Raw genomic sequence first — 25033 nt, forward strand, 5'->3', positions numbered from 1 at the left:
TTAAGTTCAAGATTAGAAATTCCGGAAATTCTTTGAACTATCTGAGAATTTGAAAGAATAAAGCCGCGTATTTTTAAAGATCCTAAATTTATGTAAAGTAGCTACTACTTCTTGTTTTATGGAATTTTTAAGGAATAACCATGCGCCATTCTTTAATTTTAATTGTATACTCATTTTACACCAAAAACAACCTCACCAAATAATGAATAGTAGCAACCATCCTATTTATGCAGTAGTTACCGGGGCCAGCCAGGGACTTGGAAAAGCTTTTGCACTTGAGTTGGCAAAAAAAGAAAACAATTTAATCCTTACCAGCCTGCCGGGAGAAGGCCTGGCACAACTTGCTGAACAAATTGAACAAATGGGATGCCTGGTGCATTATCGGGAGACAGACCTTACCATAACCACCAATGTAATGGAATTAACTTCATGGATAAATGACAATTATGAAATTGACATTCTTATAAATAATGTGGGGTTTGGAGGGAATAAACGCTTTTTAGAAGTTAATGCAGATTATATAGAAAAAATGCTGGACCTTAACGTGAAAGCCACTGCCCTTATTACGCATCAGCTTCTTCCGGCCTTGCTGAAAAATGAACCTGCCTATGTTTTAAATGTTTCCAGCATGGCGGCATGGTGTCCTATTGCCTATAAAACGGTGTACCCCGCTTCAAAAGCATTCGTGTACAGCTTTACCCGAAGCCTTCAAAGCGAATTTTCAGGCAGGCCCATTTCTTTTAGCGTATTAAACCCGGGACCCATGAAAACAAACGGAGATGTTTCTTCCAGAATTGAAACCCAGGGAATGGGAGCAAAGCTGCTTCTAATTCCTCCTTCTGAAATTGCTAAAATATCTCTCAAACAGCTATTCCGCAGAAAAAAAGTGATTAAACTTAACTGGCCGCACCGGCTGGGATGGTTCCTCCTGCATGTATTGCCTGTCTCTATTAAATCGGCAATTCTTAGCAATAACGCCAAAAAAGAAATGGAAAGAGCGGAACAATGAAAATTCTAATTACCGGCGCAAACGGCTTACTTGCCACCAATACCATTAAGCTATTTCTGGAAAGTGGCCATTTTGTAAAAGGACTTATTAGAAACAAAGAAAAATTTCTTTTAGCTCCACATCCTTCTCTTGAATTGGTTGAAGCAGATCTCTTTGATTATGCAAAAGTGGAGCAGGCTTTGCAAGATTGCGATGCCGTTGTTCATATTGCAGCCCTCACAGCCCAGGATATCCCCCATTACCGGATTTACAGAAAAGTTAATGTAGAGGGTTCAGAAAATATCATTAGAGCAGCCGTTGCCAGGCAAGTAAAAAAATTTATTTATGTGAGTTCTGCCAACAGTATGGGCTATGGAACTTTAGAAAATCCCGGAACAGAAGATACACCGGCAAAATCTCCGTTCACAAAAGCATTTTATGCCAGCAGTAAAATGGAAGCAGAAAAAATGCTGCGCTCCTATTCCGGTAAAATCAATATTAACTTTATTAATCCTACCTTTATGATTGGGCCTTATGACGGTAAACCAAGTTCAGGACAGATTATCTTAATGGGCTTTAATAAACGCTTTGTTTTTTATCCTCCCGGTGGTAAAAATTTTGTGGATGTTCGGGATGTGGCTTACGGGATTTTAAAATCGCTGGAAAAGGCAAAACCCGGGGAAGCCTATCTCCTGGCAAACGAAAATATAAGCTACAAAGACTTCTTTAAGCTGCTCCGGGAAAAAAGCAACAGGAAAAATCTTTTGATGCTACAGGTTCCAAAATTTGCCCTTTTGGCAGCAGGATATCTTGGGGATATGCTAAGGTACTTTAAGATTAAGACCTCTCTATCTTCTGTTAATATGAAAATTTTATGCCTTTCTAATTTTTATTCGAATAGTAAATCCAAAGTGCAGCTGGGAGTGCACTATCATTCTATAGACACTGCCGTAGATGATGCTATCATATGGTTTAAAGGAAATGGAAAACTCTAGGATCTTCCATAGAAGAATTTTCTTTCAAGAAAGAAAAATTTTTTTTGCTCTTCAGGCTTTAAATTACTTATCAAATAGAAGAATTTTACCTGGAGCAGGTAAAATTTTAAAGTTTTAACTTACACATTATCAATTACATTAAAAATATAAAAGCAATACAAATGCTATATTAGTTAAACTGCACATAGGGAAAGCTATTTCTTCTATGGAATAAGAGACCAAAAATTCCGATAAAGTACATTGCGAAAAAATCAAATTTTTATATCTTGTTAAAAAAAATATAAAATTGCTTTGCCGTAAGTTTGCGGCCGGGATCTAACGCTAATACCGCAATTGGATTATATGAATATTGAAGAATTGCGAACCATTTTCAGGATGTTTCCGCTAGCATCGGTTGTCCTGGAGCGGAAGGCAGATAAGGATTACCATATCTCACTTTTAAATGAAAAATTTTCAGGGCTTCTAAGGCTAGAAGAATCGCAGCTCCATGGTGCAAATTTATTCAGTGAAAAGGTAATGCTTCAATTTCCCTGTTTACGCCAAAATAGCACTCTTCTAATAGACACGCTTCAAAATTTGGAAAAAGAAGCCGGGCCCTCGAAATTATCCTGTACTTCTGTGGCGGAAGGAAAGCAGGCTAAGGTGCGTAGGAATTCCTATGAAATAGAACTTAAAAAAATACCGGTTGAAGGCAGCGATGCTTTCATGATCCTCATGAGTATCGAGGATAAAACGCGGGATTTGCAAGAACAAACTGAAGGGAAAAAGGCGAAGAATTACCTGGATAATCTTATTAACAGCCTTCCCGGGGTAGCTTACAGGTGTAAAGTTGATGAACACTGGACCATGACCTTCCTGAGCCCTAAGGTTAAAGAGTTGACCGGCTATCCTGCCTCAGATTTCCTTAAAAACGAGAAAAGAAGCTTCTCCAGCATTATTTTTCCTGAAGATCTTGAAATTACTTACCAGGCACTGGATCAAATTCAGCAAAAAAATTTTTTCAGAATAAAATACCGGCTTCAGCGGGCAGATGGTACACTCACCTGGGTAGAAGAACAAGGTACGGGAGTATATTCCTCCAAAGGAGAATTATTATACATAGATGGAGTAATTGTAGATATTACTAATAAGATAAGGCAGGACCAGGAAATTGAAGAAAATAACCGGCGCTACCAGGCGCTGGTTCAGGAAGGATCAGATCTGATCTCTATTGTAGATAAAGACGCAAATTTTATATTCGCCAGCGAAAGTAACAGGAGAATTCTGGGAATATCCCCTTCAGAATTAATAGATGAGAATGCTTTTAATTTTATCCATCCGAAGGATAAAGAACGTATTTATGCGGGCTTTCTTGAACTCCAGAAAACGAAACAGGTTCGCCCGCTCCCTTTTAGGTTTCGTGCTAAAAATAATCAATGGAAGTGGCTGGAATGTATTGCCACTAATTTAACAGATGATCCTGCGGTAAAAGGATATGTGATTAACTCCAGGGATATCACCAGAGAGTTTCTTCAAAAAGAAGAGCTTGCAAAAGCAAATGAACAATTTCGCCTGGCAAAAAAAGCCACTAACGATGCACTTTGGGACCTGGACCTAATCAATAATAAACTTGAATGGGGCGAAGGGTATAGGCATATCTTTGGATATAAAACCACCACCCGTTGTTATGATTTAAATGATGCGAAAAATTACACCAGAATTTACCCGGAAGATTTCGATAGGGTTATCCATTCTTTAAAGCAAGCAGTTAATGCAACAGAATGCCAGGTTTGGAAAGAAAAATACAGGTATTTAAGAGCAGATCATTCTGTTGCAATCGTATCCAACCGTGCGTATATAATAAGGGATAACAAAGGAAGAGCAGTTCGCCTTGTGGGTGCCTTGCAGGATATCACTGAAGAAGAAAACCGGCAGGAACAGGGCAAATTGCTCAACGGGATTAAAACAGAATTACAATGCTGTAAACATCCCGGGGAAGGTTTCATGCAAATGTTGCAGTTTTTATGCAGGTATAATGGAGCTGATGCAGGAGAGCTTTGGCTTACTTCCAGCAACGGGGAAGAAATACACAATGCCGCGCGAATGGCTACCTCTAATGCCGGGAAGCTATACATGGAAAATAAAGATTACAGCAAAAATTCGATACTTAATAAAAGCTTGTATGGCAAACTAATTTCAGAAAATTCGCTTTTCTGGAATGCCCAGGAACTGGATAAAAGCATCGGAAAAAATCCTGGTTTTTCATCGGCCAATGGCATACCCCTTATTTCTTCAGGTGAAATTATTGGTGTACTGTGTTTCTTTTACACTGCTACAAAATACTGTAGCACAAGAACTTCAGAAGTGCTACAGGCAATTAATGAAGACATTGCCTTAAGTATTTTGCACAAGAAAAAAGATGAAGAACTTGCCAATTTTTTTAATCTTTCCAGAGAAATATTATGTATTGGTAACTGGAGCGGTAAGCTATTACGAATAAATCCTGCCGTTCATACGGTTTTAGGTTATACTGCTGAAGAAGTGGTGCAAAAATCTGTTATGGATTTTATTTATCCGGAAGATCTAGATAATACCAAATCTGATCTTATTGCATTACGAGAGCAAGATGCAGATTTTAATTTTGAGGCACGTTTTCTTCATAAAAATGGAAAAGCAGTATGGATTTCGTGGACAACCGCCGCGGTAAAGGAAGAGAATCTGGTGTATGCCGTAGGAAAAGATATTACAGCCTCCAAACATGCAGCACTGCAGTTACAGGAAAGTACAGAAAAGTTGGAATATGCCCAAAGTATTGCCAAATTGGGCTACTGGTACCGTAATATAGAAGATAATATTTCAGAATGGTCTAAGACCACCTATAAAATTTTTGAACGTTCTCCTAAAACCTTTGTGCCCTCTATGGAGAATGTCACCAGGGCATTTCATCCACAAGACCGCGAGCTTTTAAAAGCCACCTTGCCTCCAAACCAATTTAAAGATTTTGAACACCGCATTTTGACCTCCAGGGGAAAGGTAAAATGGGTTTTTCAAAGGATTAAAATGGTTACCAATGCAGAGGGAAAACCATTAATGCTGGAAGGAATTATCCAGGATATTACAGAAAAAAAAGAAAAAGATCTCCAGGTAAAAGTCAGCAACGAGCGGTACAAGATAGCTATGAAAGCTACTGAAGAAATGATTTGGGATTGGGATCTTGCTACAGATAAGGTGAACAGGAGTAAAAGTTACCAGAAGATTTTTGGATATAAAAACTGCGCTGCTACCACCCTCCAGGATTTTTGGTTTAAAAACGTTCACCCGGAAGATCGTGAAGCGGTAAAAACTTCCATTTCGCAAGCCTTGAAAAGCAAATCCCGTAAAAAATGGAAAATGCACTATCGGTTTTACAAAGCCAACGGGGACATTGCTTTTGTTTCTGATAAAGCATTTATTGTGCGTGATGAAAATAAAAAAGCGGTGAGAGTGGTTGGAGCAGCCAGGGACGTTACCCGCTCCAGGCTAATGATCCAGGAAATACAGCAACAAAATAAACTGCTTAAGGAAATTACCTGGATGCAATCCCATAAGGTTCGAGCACCCCTTTCTCGTATCTTAAGCCTTATAAATTTGCTCCCCGAGATTAACACCGGAAAGGAACAGAATGAATTTTTAGATTACCTGTCACAATCTGCAGAAGAATTGGATGATGTGATCCGGCAGGTAATTTCAAAAACGGAATCACTTTGTTGAAGGGACCTGAAAAAGGTAAATTTTAGGAATAGGAAAGTACGGAAGTATTTTAATTTGAACGTATAAAAAAAGGCTGCCCGCAGACAACCTTTTAAAATTTTTCCGAAGGAAATTATTGATTCCCTTTCTTATGATCGGCCAGAAATTTCTCCAGGCCAATATCGGTTAAAGGATGTTTTAACAAACCTTCGATTGCTGATAGGGGCCCCGTCATTACATCTGCTCCAATTTTAGCACAATCTATAACATGCATGGTATGTCTTATGGAAGCAGCAAGAATTTCTGTCTCAAAACCATAATTATCATAAATAAGCCTAATTTCTCCTATAAGGTTTAGGCCATCAGTAGAAATATCGTCCAGCCTGCCAATAAATGGAGAAACATAAGTTGCTCCTGCTTTTGCAGCAAGCAACGCCTGCCCGGCTGAAAATACCAGGGTACAATTGGTTTTAATTCCTTTATCACTAAAATATTTAATAGCCTTCACCCCTTCCTTAATCATAGGAACTTTTACAATTATCCTATCATGTAAAGCAGCAAGCTCTTCTCCTTCTTTTACAATTTCGTCAAAATCTGTCGCGATTACCTCTGCGCTTACATCTCCGGTGGCAATTTCACAGATTTTTTTATAATGCTCAAGTATATTTTCTTTTCCTGTAATGCCTTCTTTGGCCATTAGGGAAGGATTGGTGGTTACGCCATCCAAAACACCTAATTCCTCAGCTTCTCTAATCTGATCCAGGTTGGCAGTATCAATAAAAAATTTCATATTAAATCTTAGTTTTAAATTGGTTTAAGTTTCAACTCATTATTTCCCAAAAGATTGAGAAAAATCGGAATTTCACAAATTTACAATTTATAAAATTTTAAAAGCATCTTCTCATAAACTTTATCTGGTAAAATTCTTTTAAGCGCGATAGAAATTTTCTGAAGCTGTTCGCCTACTTTATAATGCCCTTTAGGATCTTTTTCCTGAATAACTTTAAAAACCGCCTTCGCCATTAATTCTGGATCCTTGCCTGCATCCACATGCTGGTTCATCAGCTTTAAAGTATTCCCATAGGGTACTTTATAAGGACTTTCCTCCCGCACCGGGGCATGGTATCTTCCTGCGGCAATATTGGTCGCAAAATCACCAGGAGCAATATTGGTCATTTTTATATTGAAATCTTTTAGCTCCATCCTAAAAGCTTCAGTAGTAATTTCCAAAGCTCCTTTAGTAGCAGAATATATTCCGCGATAAGGCAGCCCCATATACCCGGCAATGGAGGTAATATTAATAATAAGGCCCCCCTTGTTTTTCCGCATAGAAGGCAACACCGCTTTTATCAAATTTAGTGGTCCAAAATAATTGGTTTCAAATGCTTTCTGAATTTCTTCTTCAGGAGTTTCTTCTAAAGGGCCGGTAATGCCCACTCCGGCATTGTTTATAAGAATATCTATTTTACCTTCCTTTTGCAGTACTTCAGCTATGGCTTTGGCAATACTTTCTTTCCTGGTAACGTCTAAAGCTACTAAAGGAACAAGACTTGAGGGAATTTTACCGGGATTCCGGCTGGTGGCGTAGACCATGAAATTCCGCTTCTGAAGATATTCAGCTATAGATTTTCCAATCCCTGAAGATCCGCCGGTAATTAGCACTACTTTTTTTGGAAGGGCATCTGTTTTCATAAGAAGTATTGATGCGATAAAGATTGAGAATAGCGGAAACAAAAAATGGCAAGCGACCCACATCACACCGCTACGACCGCCTACCCTTGCTGCGTTCCCGCCCTGGGGGATTCAGCAGGAGCTGGTTGTGTGGGACTTGCCGGTGCAAATATACAACCTTTAAGATTTCTCGCAAGTGTTTTTTCATGAGAAATGGTTAATTTAGACCAATATTTTACAGCTTTTAAAAATGAAAAACATTAAAATACTGGCACTCTTTACCTTATCTTTTTTAGCTTTTTCCTGCGGAAGTAATTCCGACAAAAAATCTTCAGGTTTTTCCCTGGTTACTTCTGAAAAAGCAGCCGAATATAAACTGGGAGAAGAGGTACAGGTCTCTTTAAAAAACTCCAAAAACAAAGAAATTGATTCCGTATCCTTCTTTTTTGAAGGCGAACGTCTTTCCGCAGAAAACAATGGAAGGAGTGCTCGTTTCAAACTTCAGGATTATAAGGTGGGAAACCAGCAAATTGAAGCAGATATTTATGCTGAAGGTGAAAAACAGGAAGTCACTAAAACCATAAAGGTATTAAGCAATAAAGCCCCGGTTTCTTATACCTATAATATTATAAACACTTATCCGCATGATCAGGATGCCTATACCCAGGGCCTGGAATTTTATAATGATACCTTGTATGAGAGTACCGGGCAATATGGAAGTTCCAGTTTAAGAAAAGTAAATCTGGAGACCGGGGAGGTAATCAATAAAATATCCCTGGACGACCAATATTTTGGAGAAGGCCTTACCATATTAAACAACAAAATCTATCAGCTCACCTGGCGTGAAGGGGAAGGTTTGGTTTACAATCTAAACAATTTTGAGAAAACCGGGACCTTTGCCTATAACCAGAGTGAAGAAGGCTGGGGCTTGTGCAATGATGGAGAGAAATTGTACAAAAGTGACGGCACGGAGAAAATCTGGATTCTGGATCCCAAAACTTTAGCTGAAGAAACATACATCCAGCCGGCGCATCATCTTGGCTTATCTTCTAAACTGAACGAACTGGAATGGGTAAATGGCAAAATTTACGCCAATACCTATCAGAAAGACGGAGTTGCCATTATTAATCCTGAAAATGGTGTTATTGAAGGAGTAATAGATTTTAGAGGCCTACGGGAGAAAGTTACCCAGCACCCAAAGCTGGATGTGCTTAATGGCATCGCTTATAATCCTGATACCGATAAGCTCTATGTTACCGGGAAGAACTGGGACAAAATTTTTGAAGTTGAAATTGTAGAAAAATAATGGCGTCAAATCCCGATGTTTTTGAACAAAAAATACAAGTAAAACCTGAGCACCTGGACGAGCAGCAGCATGTAAATAATGTGCAATATGTACAATGGGTACAGGATGTGGCCAGGGCACACTGGTTAAAAAAATCTACTTTAAAACAACAGGAAGAGTTCTTTTGGGTGGTGGTGGAACACCAGGTAAAATATAAGCAGCAGGCTTTTTTAGATGAAGAATTAATTCTGCAAACTTATATTGGAGATACCACGCATGTAACTTCTGTTAGACATGTAAACATTAAAAACGCAAGAACCGGGAAGTTACTTGTAGAAGCAAAAACCACCTGGTGCCTGATGAATCAAGAGACAAAGAAAATTTCAAAAATTTCTGAAGAGCTCAAGCAGGTTTTTCTAAAATAAAGGTACTAAACCTTCTTCGGAAGAAATCTAATTATAAAGCCACGAATCCTTAAAAATCCGTGGCTTTTATATTTTGCAGAAGCTTTTCAGCTTACCCATTAGGCCTTAAAAAGGGGCCTGCCGTGCATTAAAGAATTCACTTCTGCTTTTACATTTTCCAAAGCTGCCTCTTCATTTATATTAGAAATAACTTTATCTATTAATTCCACAATTTTAGGCATATCCTCTTCAACCAGCCCACGCGTGGTAACGGCAGCCGTACCAATCCTGATGCCGGAGGTTACAAAGGGCGACTTATCATCAAAAGGGACCATATTCTTATTTACGGTAATATCTGCTTTTACCAGCGCCTCTTCAGCCTCTTTCCCGCTTACATTTTTGTTGCGAAGATCAATGAGCATCATGTGGTTATCTGTCCCCCCGGAAATCACCTGGTAATCTTTGGCCACAAAGGCCTCGGCCAGCCTGGCAGCATTCTTTTTAACCCTTACCGCATAATGCAGAAACTCATCGGTAAGCGCTTCCCCAAAAGCCACGGCTTTTGCAGCGATAATATGCTCTAACGGGCCACCCTGATTGCCGGGGAAAATTCCGCTGTTAAGCATTGCAGACATCATTTTTAGTTTGCCGTTCTTCAGCTTTTCTCCAAAAGGGTTTTCAAAATCTTTTCCCATTATAATGATACCTCCCCTAGGGCCACGAAGGGTTTTGTGGGTGGTAGAAGTTACTATATGGCAATGCGGAATCGGGTCGCTCAAAAGTCCTTTTGCAATGAGGCCCGCGGGATGTGCAATATCGGCAAACAAAATAGCACCAACACTATCAGCTATTTCACGGAATCTTTTATAATCTATTTCCCTGGAATATGCTGAAGCGCCTGCAATAATCATTTTAGGTTGTTCTTTTTTAGCAATTTCAGCAACTTTATCATAATCAATAAGTCCTGTTTCCTTGTCTACTCCATAAAAAACGGGATTGTAAAGCTTTCCGGAGAAATTAACAGGTGAGCCGTGGGTTAAATGCCCACCATGAGAAAGATCGAAACCAAGGAATTTATCCCCTGGCTTCATGCAGGTGGCAAACACTGCAGTATTTGCCTGAGATCCGGAATGTGGCTGCACATTGGCATAGTCTGCATTAAATAATTCCTTAAGACGATCTATGGCTAGCTGCTCTACTTTATCTACCACTTCGCACCCCCCGTAATATCGTTTACCGGGATAACCCTCTGCATATTTATTGGTAAGTACAGATCCTGCTGCTTCCAGCACCTGCTCACTAACAAAATTTTCACTGGCAATAAGCTCTAAACCATTTAATTGACGTTCTTTTTCCTGTTGTACTAGATTAAAAAGTTCTGTGTCTCGTTGCATTATAATTTTTTACGTTAAATATTCATCAAAAATAACAAATACATTCGGTTCTTTAGTGGAAAATAATATATTTGAGTACATTAGATTTTAACAAAAAACCAAGAAATTATATGTCAATTACTGCTAACGATCCGGGGAGGAAAACCTGGCTTGATATTCCTGAGGACACCGATTTTCCTATACAGAATATCCCTTTTGGCGTTTTTTTAACAAGGGATGACATTATCACCATCGGGACCAGAATAGGAGATTATGCCATAGACCTGGGCGCACTGCACCAATTGGGCTATTTTGAAGGAATTCCCCTTACTGATGATATATTTTTACAAGACACTTTAAATGACTTTATCTCTGACGGTAAAAAGACCTGGAGACTGGTTAGAAATCGTATTGCCGATATTTTTGATGAAAAAAATCCTGCTTTAAGAGAAAATAAAGATCACCGCTCCACCGTACTTTTCACCTTAGATGAAATAGAAATGCAAATGCCTGTTCAGGTTGGGGATTATACCGATTTTTATTCCAGCAAAGAACATGCTACTAACGTGGGCACTATGTTTCGCGATCCCGACAATGCGCTTTTGCCAAACTGGCTGCACATCCCCGTTGGATATCATGGCAGGAGCTCTTCCATTATTCCCAGCGGGATTCCGGTACACCGTCCTAAAGGGCAAACCATGCCGGCTGGTGCCGATGCCCCTGTTTTTGGTCCTTCAGAAAAAGTTGATTTTGAACTGGAAATGGCATTTATCACGACAGATGCAAACCCCCTTGGGGAACCTATACCGGTAGACGAAGCGGAGGAGTATATCTTTGGGATGGTTGTTTTTAATGACTGGAGCGCCCGGGATATTCAAAAATGGGAATATGTACCCCTGGGACCATTCCTGGCCAAGAATTTTGCATCTTCTATTTCGCCATGGATTGTAACCATGGATGCATTGGAGCCTTTTAGAACAGAAAGCCCTAAGCCCGAAAAGGAATTGCTGCCTTATCTTCAATATAAAGGGAAAAAGAGCTTTGATATTAATCTTGAAGTGGCCCTGCAGCCGGAAGGCAGTGAAGAAACCACTATTACCAAATCTAATTTTAAGTACCTTTACTGGAACATGAGTCAGCAACTGGCCCACCACACTGTAAACGGCTGCCCTGTAAATTCGGGAGACATGATGGCCTCCGGGACAATCTCCGGGCCAAATAAAGAATCTTATGGTTCTATGCTGGAACTTACCTGGAGCGGCAAAGAACCCGTTAAACTGAAGGACGGTAGCGAACGGAAATTTATTGAAGATAACGATACTGTGATTATGCGCGGTTATTGCCAAAGCAAAGGCAGAAGGATTGGATTTGGTGAAATACGCACCAAGCTTCTCCCTGTATTTAAGCACAAAAAGAAATAGAAAGCAGTATTTTTTCCGGCTTACAAAAAAAGCTGCCATCCGGCAGCTTTTATATTATAAATTATTCTTTTCCTTCGCGCTTTACATCCTTAAAATCAAGATCGCTTTCTCTTTGAGACTTCACTTTATCAGATTCGCCATTTCGTACAATTTCCTGGTCTTCTTTTTTCTGGGTCGCATCCTGAAATTCTTCTTTAGAGCGGTCTTTATCAGCATTTCGGATAGCTTCCCATCTTTTTTCAAGTTCCTTAATATCAATTTCCTTGTCCATGTTTTCCATTTAAATTACGGTATGAAAATACGAATCATCAGATATTTAAGCGCTTAGATTAATAGTTTTTAACAATAAATACTAAAGCTTTGAAAAGATTAATTCCCGGCAGCACCCAGTGATTCGGCTTGTATATCCTGATGAGAGGAATGATGAACTACTTCCCCATTAGATAAAATTAGTAATTGCGGACTTTCATGTTGCACTTTAAAACGGGATGTGATTTCATTGGAAACATCCCGGTGATTCAACAAATCCAGAAAATACAGCTTTACATTCCTATATTCTTCTTTATAATCGTTTTCAAACTGCTTTAGAACCATTCGGCTAATTCCACACCTTGTAGAGTGCTTCAGGATAGCTACCGGTTGTTTTTCAGATTCCGCTTCAATTTCGTCCAGCTGGCTTAAAGAAGTTAATTCATTCCATGGAACGCGCTTTATTTCTTCCTTAGCCACGTCGCGCTCACTCTTAAACATTTTATCAAATAATCCCATAGTATCTCTTTTCCGTAAAAATAAATCTTAATAACTTTAATAGCATATTAATAAAGCATTTTTTAATAAACTTAACAATAATGCCATTTTGTCGCTAAATTTCAATGATCAACAAGACAAAATGTCGTTTTAATTGAAGGGCATATTAATTGCTTCTTCTGAAGAAAAAACAGCAAAAATGAACTTTAATAACTTTACCATAAAATCCCAGGAGGCCATCCAGCAGGCACAACAACTTGCACAGGAAATGGGCCATCAGCAGATTGAAAATGAGCACATTTTTAAAGCCATCACTAAGGTAGACGAGAATGTAGCCCCTTTCCTGCTGAAAAAACTGAACATAAACGTAAGCCTGTTTAACCAAATTCTGGATAATACCCTTCAAAGTTTTCCAAAAGTAAGCGGGGGTGATATCATGCTTTCGAGGGAAGCAGGCAAAACGGTAAATGAGGCGATAAGTATCGCAAATAAGATGAATGATGAGTATGTTTCTATAGAACATCTTATCCTTGCCATATTTAAATCTTCAAGTAAAGTCGCACAGATTTTAAAAGATCAGGGCGCTACAGAAAAAGGATTAAAGGCAGCTATTGAAGAACTTCGAAAAGGAGACCGAGTGACCTCTCAAAGCGCAGAAGAAACTTACAATTCCCTTGATAAATATGCCAATAACCTCAATAAACTTGCAGAAGAAGGTAAGCTGGACCCGGTTATTGGCCGGGATGAAGAAATTAGAAGAATCCTTCAAATTCTATCCCGAAGAACTAAAAACAACCCCATGCTGGTTGGAGAACCTGGAACCGGTAAAACCGCTATTGCAGAAGGCCTGGCCCACCGCATTGTAGACGGTGATGTTCCCGAAAATCTTAAAGATAAAAGAATCTATTCCCTGGATATGGGTGCACTTATTGCAGGTGCCAAATATAAAGGAGAGTTTGAGGAACGCCTTAAAGCAGTAATTAAGGAAGTAACCGGAAGTGACGGCAATATTATCTTGTTTATTGACGAAATTCATACACTTGTAGGGGCAGGTGGTGGCCAGGGCGCTATGGATGCGGCCAATATTTTAAAACCTGCCCTTGCCCGCGGGGAACTGCGTGCAATTGGCGCCACTACTTTAGATGAATACCAGAAATATTTTGAAAAAGATAAAGCTCTTGAAAGACGTTTTCAAAAAATTACCGTGGAAGAGCCAGATATAGAAAGTGCTATCTCCATTCTTAGAGGAATTAAGGAGAAGTATGAAACCCACCATAAGGTAAGAATTAAAGATGAAGCCATTATTGCAGCCGTAGAGCTTTCCCAGCGCTACATCACCAACAGGTTTTTGCCAGATAAAGCCATAGACCTTATGGACGAGGCCGCTTCAAAACTCAGGATGGAAATTAATTCCAAGCCCGAGGAACTCGATGTACTGGACAGGAGGATTATGCAGCTGGAAATTGAAATTGAAGCGATTAAGCGTGAAAAAGATGAGTCTAAATTGAAAATATTGCGCTCTGATTTGGCAAACCTGAAAGAAGAACGAAATGAATTGAACGCCCAGTGGAAAAATGAAAAGGAACTGGTAGACAATATTCAGAATACAAAATCTGATATTGAAAATTTCAGGCTTGAAGCTGAAAGGGCTGAACGGGAAGGAGATTATGGAAAAGTTGCTGAAATCCGCTACGGAAAAATTAAGGAAGCCCAGGAAAAACTGGAAAAACTTCAGCAACAGGTAGCTGAAAGGCAGGATGGAAAATCCCTTATCCAGGAAGAAGTCACCAATGACGATATTGCGGAAGTAGTTGCAAAATGGACTGGTATTCCTGTTACTAAAATGCTGCAAAGCGAACGTGAGAAATTACTAAAACTGGAAGACGAACTTCACAGAAGAGTTGTTGGACAGGAAGAAGCCATCCAGGCGGTAAGCGATGCGGTAAGAAGAAGCCGTGCCGGGTTACAGGACCAAAACAGGCCTATTGGCTCCTTTCTTTTCCTGGGAACTACAGGTGTTGGTAAAACAGAACTTGCCAAAGCACTGGCAGAATATCTATTTGATGATGAATCTGCCATGACCAGGATAGACATGAGCGAATACCAGGAAAGGCATTCTGTAAGTCGGCTGGTAGGTGCGCCTCCGGGATATATTGGTTATGATGAAGGTGGCCAGCTAACCGAAGCAGTGCGCAGGAAACCTTACTCTGTAGTCCTACTTGATGAGATTGAGAAAGCTCATCCCGATACCTTTAATATATTGCTTCAGGTACTGGATGAAGGAAGGCTTACAGATAATAAAGGCCGCTTAGCAGATTTCAAGAACACCATTATCATCATGACTTCCAATATGGGTAGCCACATTATTCAGGAGAAATTTGAAACCGTTAAAGATCCGGACACTGCAATGGAGGCCGCAAAGACCGAAGTGCTTGGCTTATTAAAGCAAAGTGTAAGGCCTGAATTTATAAACCGGATTGATGATATTGTGATGTTTACGCCACTTACCCAAAAGGATATCCGAAAAATCGTGGACTTCCAGCTGCGAGGTGTTAAGAAAATGCTGGCCAAGCAAAATATTGTGCTGGACGCGACAGATGAAGCCATTAAATTCCTGGCGAAGCGTGGGTTTGATCCTCAGTTTGGAGCAAGGCCGGTAAAACGCGTAGTACAGCGTGAGGTTTTGAATAAATTGTCCAAAGAAATCCTTGCAGGAAAAGTACATACCGATAGTATTATTTTACTTGACGAATTTGATGACAACCTTGTTTTTCGAAACCAGGAACATTTAGCAGAAAGCAATTAAGCTTTCTGAACACAAAAAAAGCCGGCTGAAAATCAGCCGGCTTTTTACTTAGTATCTTACCTGAATTTTAAGATTCCGGTTGTTATCCCCGTCTATCATATTCCCTGCGGTCGTACAGCGTTTCGTCTTCAGGATATTCAACTTCTTCGTCCCTGTTATAGGAATCAAGAACCATAATTTCATATCCCCTGTCTACCGTTCTTCCACGTTCCATCCGCTTGGTTTCTGCAAAAGTCCGGTGGTCAATCTCATTTGTGCTTACAATTTTTTTGTCCTCGTTCAGGCTTACCAGCCCAATGGGAATAATAAGATGGTTTTCACCTTCTTTGTTTATAAATTCATGAACTCCACTTTCGGCTTTGCCGGAGTATGGGTCATGATTAGCTTCTATAATTGAGGAATCCACTTCTACATCAAGATATACAACCCTTTCTGCCTGCTTGTTTACCAGCAGGTTATCTACCTTGCCTACCACGCGATCTTCTTTGTCGTGAACCTTCCAGCCACGAACATCTGGATCATGGCTTTTAACTTTATAATCTGAAAGTTCGTTTAAATAGAATAAATGTTTTTTATCGTTTTTCATAATTTGTTTAATTCATTGAGGTTAATAATTGTTCTGCCTTATCAAAAAAGCCTTTTACTGCATCTTTTTGATTAAGCGTTTCCTGTCCCGGCTGAACCTCTCCTTAAGCGGTTTCCACTTCAGTATACTCATCCTGAAGGTCAGGAAATTCTTCAGTTTGAATGGTGTGCATTGCCCTTACAATAATTTCACCCGAATTTTTGATTTTATCGGCATGGGTCAATTCAGAAGCATCTTCAGTAATATCTTCAGCTTTTGACCTTGCTTCAGCAATATCCGCATCCACATTTACATTAGCACTATCTGCGGTAGCCTCAACAGCTGAAATCAGTTTAAGCAGCGCACCATTAGTGTATTCATGATCCATTCCCATATCTGGGTTATCAATATAATTGCTGTATTCTTCAACAGCAGCCATATTGCCCATATTTGTATTTTCCGCAGGCTCCTCTTCTATTACCTGTTCTGTGGTAACTTCTTCTATTTCCTCCGGTTCGTCATCATCTGCGAATACCAGGAAATACAGAATTGCCGCAATAATGAGTACTGCAAGCAAAATCCAAGGCCATACCGGCTTCTTTTTTTCAATTTCAATTTCTGCCATAATAATTTGTTTTAATTGGTTGGTGTTTTTATTAAACTTAAAGACCAAAAAAAAGCTGCCTTAGATTAGCAGCTTTCTTATAATAAAAGTAAAATCACAATTTATCGATTTCCTTTTTTAATTCTTCTTTACTTTTGCCGGTTTTTTCCTGTAGCCTTCCCAGCATTTCATCAAATTTTCCTTCGGAATAGGTGGTATCATCATCGGTAACATCACCATATTTTTGCTTGAATTTACCTTTTACCTGTTTCCATTTCCCTTCTAACTGATCATTATTCATCTTCTATACATTTATTGGTTTACAAGAGTAAAGGTACTTATATGTTAAAGCCGTCTCTCTCAAGGAAATGCCATTTTTGTCTTAAACATTTGTTATTTTTACCCTTAAAAGCATTTATGAAAAGAATTCTTCTTCCGGCCTTATGCCTTCTTTGCAGCTGTGCAACCACTAATAAAATCAACAAAAACATTGCTGAAGTAAATTTTCTGGATGATTTTGTACTACCTGAAAATGTTAGAACGGGAAACACAGAAGTTGGGGGGCTCTCCGGCATAGATTACGCTCAGGGCAAATATTTTATTATCTGTGACCAGCCGGGAAATCCCAGATTTTATAAAGCCGAAATTCAGCTAAAGGAAAATAAAATAGATACCGTTACAATAGAAGAGGTAGTAAAAATAGATCAATCTGCAGGCCTGGAAGATGCTTACCTGGATCTTGAATCTATACGTGCCATCCCGGAAGAAAACGCAGTTTTTGTAAGCAGTGAAGGCCAGATTGAAAAAAATAAAGATCCCGGCATTTATAAATTATCTGAAGATGGAAAATTCATAAAAAAATTCTCCCTTCCCGGTTATTTTTCAGCTTCAGGAGAACAAAAGCCGCGTAACAATGGCGTTTTTGAAGGTCTTGCTAAAAGTTATGATGGCAAGGGATACTGGACTTCCACAGAACTTCCGCTGGAAAAGGACGGCCCCAAGCCCAAATTGTTCCCCACAAAATCCCCTGTAAGGATCACCTTATTTGATTCCGAAGAAGAGAAGCCGGTCCGGCAATTTGCCTACAAACTAGACGGCATCTCTAAAATTCCTTTTCTTTACTTCGCTGTAAATGGAGTTACAGAAATCCTGGAGTATAAAAAAGACCAGTTTCTCGTCCTGGAAAGGGCTTATTCTTCTGGCCATGGAACCAATGGCAATACGGTAAAGATTTTTTCAGCAAATGCCGCAAACGCTACAAATACGCTGGAGATGCAGCAGTTAAAAAACAAAGATTATCAACTTGCCGAAAAGAAATTGCTCTTTAATTTTAAATCTGTAAAAGATAAGTTGCAAGAAGGGATTATAGATAATATAGAGGGAATGACATTTGGGCCCACTCTTCCCAATGGGAATCAGTCACTTATTTTAATCTCTGATAATAACTTTAACAGTATGGGCAAACAAATCACTCAGCTTATACTTCTGGAGATAAAATTTCTGCAATAAAACCCTTACGCTGTAACAAAAAATAAATTTGAGTGACGAATGTGGTGTTATCTGAAATTTATTAAACATGAAAAACTTCTTTATTCTCAGCCTTTTGTTCTTTGCGAACTTTATGAATATGAATACTCCAGAGGAAGAAAATATTACTGCTGAAAAAGCACTGTCGCAATCTTTTCAAGGCACCACCTATTACCTTATCAGGCATGCTGAAAAAGACCGAAGCAATTCTGCAAATAATGATCCATCATTAAATGAAGAAGGAAAAGCCAGAGCGCAAAAATGGGCTGAGGTATTTGCCGATGTACCTTTAGATGCCATCTACAGCACAGACTTTACCCGTACTAAACAAACTGCGAAAGACGTGGCGAAAAGTAAAAATATCGAAATTAAAACTTACGACCACAATAATTTGTATGATGAAAACTTTCAGGAAGCCACCAAAGGAAAAAAGGTTTTGGTAGTGGGACACAGCAATACCACTCCTCAATTTGCCAATGCTATCCTGCGCGAAAATAAATATGAAAATTTACCTGATGATGAAAACGGCGCTTTGTTTATAGTGAATATTGATCCCCAGGGAAACCGAACTTCACAGGTACTCTACATAAACTAAATATCCTTAATCTGTAAGTTCTACTTCAATATTTCTAGTGCGAATATGTGAAACAAGAGTAAGTTCACCCGCTGTAAACAAGCTGTCAAGGTTTTGCAGTTTAACCTTGGGATCTTTATACTTATAATTTTCATAATCTACAAAACGAATGCCGTTGATCACCCTGGGATTAACGGCTTTTCTAAAGCGTACTCCTCCCCCGTTTACTTCATAATTATAAGCGAGATAATCTACAGTATACATGTCATCATTAATCCAGTAAAGGTATTCATCTTCATGATCTTCACCGCCACCATCATTATCAAAAGTCACTTTTATCTCGTAGTATCCCTCATTGTTTAGGGTATCACGGCCTATAAGCTCTTTATTGGCGGCGGGGGCATTAAGGCCGAAGGGCAGCTGCACAAAATAATGTACCGAATTAACGCTGTTGCTCACCGCATTTATAAGAGAATCCGGGACATTAGTTTCGGCATTGTTCCTGAACCTTCTGAGTCCGGAATTGGAAAGTACATCCCGCGTTTCTGTTCCCAAAGAATCCACTATAATTCGTTCCAGTTCAAAATTGCCATTTTTTCGGGTGCTCCTGTAAGAATTATTTCTGAAAGTAAAATTAATCCTGGCGCGTTCATAATTTTCTCCGCCGGCAATTTCAATAGCTTTATCTACAATTTCCTCTGCTTCAGTATCTTCAGAAGATGTATTGCAACTACAGAGAATTGATAAAAACGATATTGTGAAAATTAAATTCTTCATAAGCCCATGTAAATATGCTGCAAAGATACGGTTTTGCTGTTATTCTGTTACCTCTTGAGAAACCAAACCTCATTTTAGGCCTAAGCGAATTTTAAATAAACATTATACACATTTCTAAAGAAAGCTTGTTATTTTTGTAGGTCTATGAAGAATACGAATACCATCAACATAAAAAACCGTAAAGCCAAATTTGAATATGAATTTCTGGATAAGTATGTGGCAGGAATTAAACTGGCTGGTACAGAAATAAAAGCAATTAGGGAGGGGAAAGCTTCTATAGCCGAAAGTTTTTGCGAATTCCAAAATCATGAGCTTTTTGTAATTAATATGCATGTTGAAGAGTATTCCCACGCTACTCATTTTAACCATAATCCTAAAAGCGAAAGAAAACTTCTTTTACAAAAACGGGAATTGCGAAAACTGGAAAAAGAAGTAAAGAATTCAGGTTTAACAATTATTCCCTTAAGGCTCTTTATAAATGACCGTGGGCTGGCAAAGCTTCAAATTACCTTAGCCAAGGGTAAAAAAATCTACGATAAGCGGGAAACCATTAAAAACAGGGAAAGTAAAAGAAAACTGGACAGGATTAAAAAGGCATATAATTCCTGATGCAATTATTTAAGATTCTGCGTTTTTTTCTGAAGATAAAAAGAGCCGGACAAAAGCTTTGAATTCATTTACGGAAATTCAAATTTAGGCCCGGCCGGTGAAATATGGTAGGATTTGAAAAGGCTATTCTTCTTCGTCTTTGCCTTTTTCGTCTTTGCCTTTCTTAGAAAAATCTGTCATTCCATTTTTTACAAGCAGGTTGTACCACTGGATAATTTTCTTAATATCACTGGCATACACTCTATCCACATCATAATCTGGCAAAACTTCAGCAAAATATCGCTCCAGTTCTGCCTTTGAAGATTTATGATCTATAGCTTCGCCGCCATCTTCTTTTTCTTTAATTTTTTGAAACACCTCTCCAAGCGGCACCTCTTCAGTATATGTATAAATAGCTATTTCGCTGAGTACGCTCACGTTGTGGCGCAGGTTTACCGAAACCTTTTTCCCGTCTACAATAGATGTGGCAATAAATCCGCCGCGGGTTTGTGCATTCATTTCATATAATCCCGGCTTTCCCGAAATGGCTAATATTTTTTCTAACCCCATAGTTTTTAAATTTGGCTGGCAAATATCTCATCCCTGCCTTAATTATCAAAATGATTACCTGCCTTTTTTCATCTCCGGAAAGCGCATCTTATAATCTATCTTTATCTTTCCTTTGGAAATTTGGTTTAATTTGCTCTTTATAATCCTCTTTTTCAGGCTGGAAAGTTTATCTGTGAATAAAATTCCTTCAATATGGTCATATTCATGCTGAATTACCCTGGCCGCTAAACCTGTATATTCTTCTTTATGGGTATTAAATTTCTCGTCCTGGTATTCTATCACAATATCCGGCTTTCTAAAAACATCTTCCCTAATTTCCGGAATACTTAAACAACCTTCGCTAAAAGCCCATTCCTCACCCTCTTCTTCTATGATCTTTGGATTAATGAAAACCTTCCGCAGATTTTTTAATTGCTCCTTTTCGCTCTCCTCAAGTTCTTCATCTTCCGCAAAAGGCGCGGGGTCTATAACAAACATTCTTAGCGGAAGCCCCACTTGCGGTGCAGCCAGTCCTACTCCATACGCATTGTACATAGTGTCCCACATGCTGTTTACAAGCTCATCCAGTTTTGGGTAATCTTCAGGAATATCCTTTGCTTTTTTTCTTAAAATTGGATCTCCATAAGCTACTATAGGTAAAATCATTTCTGCTAGTTTAAAGTTTAAAGTTCCAAGTTTTAAAGTTACAGGCAAGCCTTTTTACTTTCCACTTTTCACTTTTACCTTTATCATTAATCATTTATAAAGGTATGTTTGTAAAATTATTGTGGCGCTAATCTCATCCACCAGCGCTTTGTCCCGTCTCTTTTTCTTTTTTATTCCACTGTCTATCATGCTCTGAAAGGCCATTTTTGAAGTAAAACGTTCATCCACCCTCTTCAAATCCATCTGTGGAAATTTTTCAGTAAATTTTTTCAGAAATTCCTGAATCAATACTTCACTTTCTGAAGCTGAAGCATCCATTTGTTTAGGCTCGCCCACCAGGACCAGTTCCACATTTTCCTCTTTAAAATACTTTTCCAGAAAAGGTAGCAGCTCCTTAGTAGCCACAGTGGTAAGCCCTGAAGCAATAATCTGCATCTCATCGGTCACTGCAATCCCGGTACGCTTTACGCCATAATCCAGAGCTAAAATTCTTGACATACTCAAAATTTCTGCAAAGGTAAGGTTTATATCACTATGCCCCCAAACTTTGCCTTTAAGCTATTATATTTGCTAAAAATTTTTAAGAATGAATTCATTAGAAGCCAAAATTACAGAAGCCTGGGAAAACCGGGACTTGCTTAAAAATAAAGAAACCACCGATGCTATTAGGGAGGTGATAGAACTGCTTGACCAGGGAAAACTGAGAACGGCCCAGCCTACTGCCAACGGATGGCAGGTAAACGAGTGGGTAAAAAAAGCCGTGGTGCTTTATTTCCCTATTCAAAAAATGGAAACCCTGGAAGCCGGGATTTTTGAATACCATGATAAGATGCCTTTAAAAAGAGGCTATAAAGAAAAAGGAATACGCGTAGTACCCAATGCGGTGGCAAGACATGGCGCCTATATTTCCAGCGGGGTAATAATGATGCCCAGCTATGTAAATATTGGCGCTTATGTAGATGAAGGCACTATGGTAGATACCTGGGCTACTGTGGGCAGTTGCGCGCAAATTGGTAAAAATGTGCATTTGAGCGGTGGAGTTGGGATTGGCGGAGTTTTGGAACCTTTACAGGCTGCACCTGTTATAATTGAAGACAATGCATTTCTTGGCTCAAGAAGCATTGTTGTTGAAGGAATACGGGTGGAAAAAGAGGCTGTGCTTGGTGCAAACGTAGTACTAACCGCTTCTACTAAAATTATTGATGTTACAGGCGATGAGCCTAAGCAGTTTACAGGTTATGTTCCTGCCAGATCTGTGGTTATCCCAGGGAGTTACACTAAAAAATTTCCCGCTGGAGAATATCAGGTACCCTGCGCCTTGATCATTGGAAAAAGAAAAGAAAGCACTAACAAAAAAACTTCTCTTAATGATGCTTTAAGAGAATACGATGTAGCGGTGTAACATCTTTCGCTTCCTTAAAAAGAGGAAAAGTATTAGTTGATTAAAGAAGAAAAGTATCCCGCTTTTAGGGGAATTAAGGGCAGAATGAAGATATTAATAATACAGCAAAAAATGATTGGGGATGTACTTACATCCTCAATCTTATTTAAAGCCCTTCGGAATAAATTTCCTGAAGCAGAATTCCATTATCTTATTCAGCCTCACACGCTTCCGGTGGTTCAGGATAATCCGTTTATTGATAAATGCATTATTTACGATCCTGCCCTCAATAAAAACCCTCTCAAATTCCTGAAATTTATAAATATTATCAGGCAGGAAGAATACACCGATGTAATCGATATCTACTCCAAAATAAGCACTGGAATCATCTCGTTATTATCGGGAGCCATCAGCAGGTTAAGTTACCAGAAAAAATATACAAGCCATTTTTACACACAAACTTTTCAGCATATAAAAAATCCAGGTACCTGCGCTGGCCTTGCTATAGAAAACCGGATGCAATTTCTGCAGGCGCTTCATAAAGATTTCCCTATGCACGACCAGCCAAAAATTTACCTGGACCCCTTTCAGAAAGAAAAAGCCGCTACTCGTCTTGAACAAAATGGGATTTGCCATGTAAACCCTCTTATTATGTGCGGGATATTGGGAAGCTCCGGCAATAAAAGCTATCCTCCCCATTATATGGCCCAAATTTTGGACAAGGTGGTAAAACAGGTGGAGCATGGCCAGATTTTGCTCAATTATTCCCCTTCACAGGAAAAAGAAGCCTTAGCTATCTATAATCTCTGCTCTGCAACAACCAAGTCAAGTATTTTTCTAAAACTTTATGCCAGGGAACTGGAAGATTTTATTGCAAATTGTGCCAACTGTGATGTTTTTATAGGAAATGAAGGCGGAGCAGCCAACATTGCCAAAGCACTTGCAATCCCGACTTTTTCCATACATTCTCCTTCTATAAAAAAGAATTACTGGGGAATCTATTGTAATGATAAAGATAAAGTGTCTGTTCATCTGGAAGATTTTAAACCAGAGCTATTTCAGAATAAAACAGAAAGGGACATCAGGACAAAAAACAGCAAATATTATAAATTATTCAAGCCGGAAATGATTGCACCAAAGCTGGAAACTTTTCTTAAAAACCTTGAATTATGAACTATCGTTTCCTTATCTATATTAGTTATTCCTATGCTTTCCCTATAGGAGAACCTCTGGAAGAGGAAATTCTCAGGAGAGGTTATGAGGTAAAATGGTTTGCCGATGAGGAGGAAACAAAAGCCAGGTTCAGCCAGGAAAAACTGGTTTTAAACAACATAAAAGAAGTCATTGCTTACCAACCACATGTGGTTTTAAGCATTACAGACAGCATTGCCGATTTTATTCCTGGAATTAAGGTTCAGGTTTTTCATGGGTTTCTGGCAAATAAACATAGTTTTAAAAAAGGTCACTTTAGAATTAGAGGATTCTTTGACATGTACTGCACTCAAGGACCTTCTACTACAGAACCATTCAAGAAGTTACAGAAAAAACACAAACATTTTGAGGTTATAGAAACAGGTTGGTCCAAAGTAGACCCTTTGTTCCCTTTAGAGGATAAGTCTACAGAAAAACCTGTAATATTGATCTCTTCGACCTTCTCCCCTAAATATAGTCTGACTTATGTGGAAGAAGTATTAAATGAAATACGACGATTATCTAAAATAGGAACATGGGAATTTAAGATCATTTTACATCCAAAAATGGCTAAGGATAAGATCGAAATTATCAAGGCTATGCAGAATGAACATCTTACTTACTATGATACCACAGATATAGTCCCGCTTTTTAAAAAGGCAGATATTATGTTTTCTGATACAACTTCTGCAATTACTGAATTTATACTTCAAAAGAAACCTGTAGTAACTTTTAAAAACAATAAGCCAGGAGAGCACCTCCTTAATATTACTGAAGTTTTTGAAATTGAAGATGCTATTTCCAAAGCTTTAAACTGTCCGCAACCTCTTATGGAAGCAATTCAAAATTATATTGATGTTACTCACCCTTATTACGATGGTAATTCAAGCCAACGTGTAATTAATAGCTGTATCGAATTTTTAAATAGCGATAGATCCCATCTTAAAAAAAAACCCCTTAATTTAATTAGGAAACTTAAGGTGAGAAAGAAACTTGGTTTTTATCCGCTTAAAACAAACAGAAGGCCTCCTACATTTGAAAAGTAAATCTTAATATTGAGATTCCGCCGATTCGCACATAGAAATGATTTTAACATTTTACACTGTTACAGACTTCTTGTGTCATTCAATTTCAAAATTTCAACTTTTGGTGTGCCTTGGATTTTAGCCGTTTCAACTATAGAAAAGCAAGAATAACAAACCTGTACAAAATA

Annotated in this window: 25 protein-coding genes and 1 other RNA gene; 13 read left to right on the forward strand and 13 right to left on the reverse strand. The window is 38.8% G+C overall.

The window, feature by feature from the left end; all coding sequences use genetic code 11:
• The first annotated feature begins 202 nt into the window (after positions 1-202).
• From AB8M93_RS06465 to AB8M93_RS06475, 3 genes are all read left to right on the forward strand, one after another.
• Positions 203-1009, forward strand: a complete 807-nt coding sequence (locus tag AB8M93_RS06465; RefSeq protein WP_373056761.1) for an SDR family NAD(P)-dependent oxidoreductase — start codon at positions 203-205, stop codon at positions 1007-1009.
• Positions 1006-1983, forward strand: coding sequence for an NAD-dependent epimerase/dehydratase family protein (locus AB8M93_RS06470; RefSeq protein ID WP_373056762.1), 978 nt, complete (start codon positions 1006-1008; stop codon positions 1981-1983). The genes AB8M93_RS06465 and AB8M93_RS06470 overlap by 4 nt, the downstream gene beginning before the upstream one ends.
• Positions 1984-2325: 342 nt before the next feature.
• Positions 2326-5712 (forward strand): PAS domain-containing protein, encoded by a 3387-nt coding sequence (locus AB8M93_RS06475; protein WP_373056763.1) that lies wholly within the window; start codon positions 2326-2328, stop codon positions 5710-5712.
• A 112-nt stretch (positions 5713-5824) separates the two neighbouring features.
• Here AB8M93_RS06475 and fsa read toward each other — a convergent pair whose 3' ends face one another.
• From fsa to ffs, 3 genes are all read right to left on the reverse strand, one after another.
• The gene (gene fsa, locus AB8M93_RS06480) at positions 5825-6481 is read right to left on the reverse strand and encodes a fructose-6-phosphate aldolase (protein WP_373056764.1); all 657 of its coding nucleotides are present in this window, start codon (positions 6479-6481) and stop codon (positions 5825-5827) included.
• A gap of 80 nt (positions 6482-6561) precedes the next feature.
• Positions 6562-7383, reverse strand: coding sequence for an SDR family oxidoreductase (locus AB8M93_RS06485; protein WP_373056765.1), 822 nt, complete (start codon positions 7381-7383; stop codon positions 6562-6564).
• Positions 7384-7426: 43 nt separating this feature from the next.
• Positions 7427-7525: signal recognition particle sRNA small type (gene ffs, locus AB8M93_RS06490), an RNA gene on the reverse strand.
• An 87-nt stretch (positions 7526-7612) separates the two neighbouring features.
• Between ffs and AB8M93_RS06495 the strand changes: the two genes are divergently transcribed.
• Positions 7613-8668: a glutaminyl-peptide cyclotransferase gene (locus AB8M93_RS06495; RefSeq protein WP_373056766.1), complete on the forward strand. Its 1056-nt coding sequence runs from the start codon at positions 7613-7615 to the stop codon at positions 8666-8668.
• Positions 8668-9072, forward strand: a complete 405-nt coding sequence (locus AB8M93_RS06500) for an acyl-CoA thioesterase (protein WP_373056767.1) — start codon at positions 8668-8670, stop codon at positions 9070-9072. The genes AB8M93_RS06495 and AB8M93_RS06500 overlap by 1 nt, the downstream gene beginning before the upstream one ends.
• Before the next feature lie 98 nt (positions 9073-9170).
• On the opposite strand, the gene glyA is transcribed toward AB8M93_RS06500, so the two are convergent.
• The gene (gene glyA, locus AB8M93_RS06505; protein ID WP_373056768.1) at positions 9171-10445 is read right to left on the reverse strand and encodes a serine hydroxymethyltransferase; all 1275 of its coding nucleotides are present in this window, start codon (positions 10443-10445) and stop codon (positions 9171-9173) included.
• Positions 10446-10555: 110 nt separating this feature from the next.
• Here glyA and fahA point away from each other — a divergent pair, with 110 nt between their 5' ends.
• Positions 10556-11845 (forward strand): fumarylacetoacetase, encoded by a 1290-nt coding sequence (fahA, locus tag AB8M93_RS06510; protein ID WP_373056769.1) that lies wholly within the window; start codon positions 10556-10558, stop codon positions 11843-11845.
• 61 nt (positions 11846-11906) lie between these two features.
• Here fahA and AB8M93_RS06515 read toward each other — a convergent pair whose 3' ends face one another.
• A complete protein-coding gene (locus AB8M93_RS06515) occupies positions 11907-12116 on the reverse strand; it encodes a hypothetical protein (RefSeq protein ID WP_373056770.1) in 210 nt (69 codons plus the stop codon).
• Between the two features lie 98 nt (positions 12117-12214).
• Positions 12215-12613: a bacillithiol system redox-active protein YtxJ gene (gene ytxJ / locus AB8M93_RS06520; protein WP_373056771.1), complete on the reverse strand. Its 399-nt coding sequence runs from the start codon at positions 12611-12613 to the stop codon at positions 12215-12217.
• Positions 12614-12791: 178 nt separating this feature from the next.
• On the opposite strand from ytxJ, the gene clpB reads away from it, so the two are divergent.
• A complete protein-coding gene (clpB, locus tag AB8M93_RS06525) occupies positions 12792-15398 on the forward strand; it encodes an ATP-dependent chaperone ClpB (protein ID WP_373056944.1) in 2607 nt (868 codons plus the stop codon).
• Between the two features lie 82 nt (positions 15399-15480).
• On the opposite strand, the gene AB8M93_RS06530 is transcribed toward clpB, so the two are convergent.
• From AB8M93_RS06530 to AB8M93_RS06540, 3 genes are all read right to left on the reverse strand, one after another.
• Positions 15481-15984: a photosystem reaction center subunit H gene (locus tag AB8M93_RS06530; protein WP_373056772.1), complete on the reverse strand. Its 504-nt coding sequence runs from the start codon at positions 15982-15984 to the stop codon at positions 15481-15483.
• 103 nt (positions 15985-16087) lie between these two features.
• A complete protein-coding gene (locus AB8M93_RS06535; RefSeq protein ID WP_373056773.1) occupies positions 16088-16588 on the reverse strand; it encodes a hypothetical protein in 501 nt (166 codons plus the stop codon).
• A 94-nt stretch (positions 16589-16682) separates the two neighbouring features.
• Positions 16683-16868: a CsbD family protein gene (locus tag AB8M93_RS06540; protein WP_373056774.1), complete on the reverse strand. Its 186-nt coding sequence runs from the start codon at positions 16866-16868 to the stop codon at positions 16683-16685.
• Positions 16869-16984: 116 nt separating this feature from the next.
• Between AB8M93_RS06540 and AB8M93_RS06545 the strand changes: the two genes are divergently transcribed.
• Positions 16985-18076: an esterase-like activity of phytase family protein gene (locus AB8M93_RS06545; RefSeq protein WP_373056775.1), complete on the forward strand. Its 1092-nt coding sequence runs from the start codon at positions 16985-16987 to the stop codon at positions 18074-18076.
• A 67-nt stretch (positions 18077-18143) separates the two neighbouring features.
• Positions 18144-18689 carry a SixA phosphatase family protein gene (locus tag AB8M93_RS06550; protein WP_373056776.1) on the forward strand — a complete coding sequence of 182 codons (546 nt, stop codon included), beginning with the start codon at positions 18144-18146 and terminating at the stop codon, positions 18687-18689.
• Positions 18690-18695: 6 nt separating this feature from the next.
• Here AB8M93_RS06550 and AB8M93_RS06555 read toward each other — a convergent pair whose 3' ends face one another.
• Complete coding sequence (locus AB8M93_RS06555) at positions 18696-19445, reverse strand: DUF6503 family protein (RefSeq protein ID WP_373056777.1); 750 nt, start codon at positions 19443-19445, stop codon at positions 18696-18698.
• A gap of 144 nt (positions 19446-19589) precedes the next feature.
• On the opposite strand from AB8M93_RS06555, the gene smpB reads away from it, so the two are divergent.
• The gene (gene smpB / locus AB8M93_RS06560) at positions 19590-20054 is read left to right on the forward strand and encodes an SsrA-binding protein SmpB (RefSeq protein WP_373056778.1); all 465 of its coding nucleotides are present in this window, start codon (positions 19590-19592) and stop codon (positions 20052-20054) included.
• A gap of 123 nt (positions 20055-20177) precedes the next feature.
• Here smpB and AB8M93_RS06565 read toward each other — a convergent pair whose 3' ends face one another.
• From AB8M93_RS06565 to ruvX, 3 genes are all read right to left on the reverse strand, one after another.
• Positions 20178-20603, reverse strand: coding sequence for a DUF5606 family protein (locus tag AB8M93_RS06565; protein ID WP_373056779.1), 426 nt, complete (start codon positions 20601-20603; stop codon positions 20178-20180).
• 54 nt (positions 20604-20657) lie between these two features.
• The gene (gene def / locus AB8M93_RS06570) at positions 20658-21248 is read right to left on the reverse strand and encodes a peptide deformylase (RefSeq protein ID WP_373056780.1); all 591 of its coding nucleotides are present in this window, start codon (positions 21246-21248) and stop codon (positions 20658-20660) included.
• A gap of 90 nt (positions 21249-21338) precedes the next feature.
• Complete coding sequence (ruvX, locus tag AB8M93_RS06575) at positions 21339-21746, reverse strand: Holliday junction resolvase RuvX (protein ID WP_373056781.1); 408 nt, start codon at positions 21744-21746, stop codon at positions 21339-21341.
• 88 nt (positions 21747-21834) lie between these two features.
• Between ruvX and AB8M93_RS06580 the strand changes: the two genes are divergently transcribed.
• From AB8M93_RS06580 to AB8M93_RS06590, 3 genes are all read left to right on the forward strand, one after another.
• Entirely contained in the window at positions 21835-22650 is an 816-nt protein-coding gene (locus tag AB8M93_RS06580; RefSeq protein ID WP_373056782.1) for a 2,3,4,5-tetrahydropyridine-2,6-dicarboxylate N-succinyltransferase, read from the forward strand.
• A gap of 84 nt (positions 22651-22734) precedes the next feature.
• Positions 22735-23802 (forward strand): glycosyltransferase family 9 protein, encoded by a 1068-nt coding sequence (locus AB8M93_RS06585; RefSeq protein WP_373056783.1) that lies wholly within the window; start codon positions 22735-22737, stop codon positions 23800-23802.
• On the forward strand, positions 23799-24866 hold the full coding sequence (locus AB8M93_RS06590) for a CDP-glycerol glycerophosphotransferase (protein ID WP_373056784.1): 1068 nt from the start codon (positions 23799-23801) through the stop codon (positions 24864-24866). The genes AB8M93_RS06585 and AB8M93_RS06590 overlap by 4 nt, the downstream gene beginning before the upstream one ends.
• The last annotated feature ends 167 nt before the right edge of the window (positions 24867-25033 follow it).

Source organism: Autumnicola aciditolerans, assembly GCF_041679265.1.
In the GTDB taxonomy this organism is placed as follows: Bacteria; Bacteroidota; Bacteroidia; order Flavobacteriales; family Flavobacteriaceae; genus Autumnicola.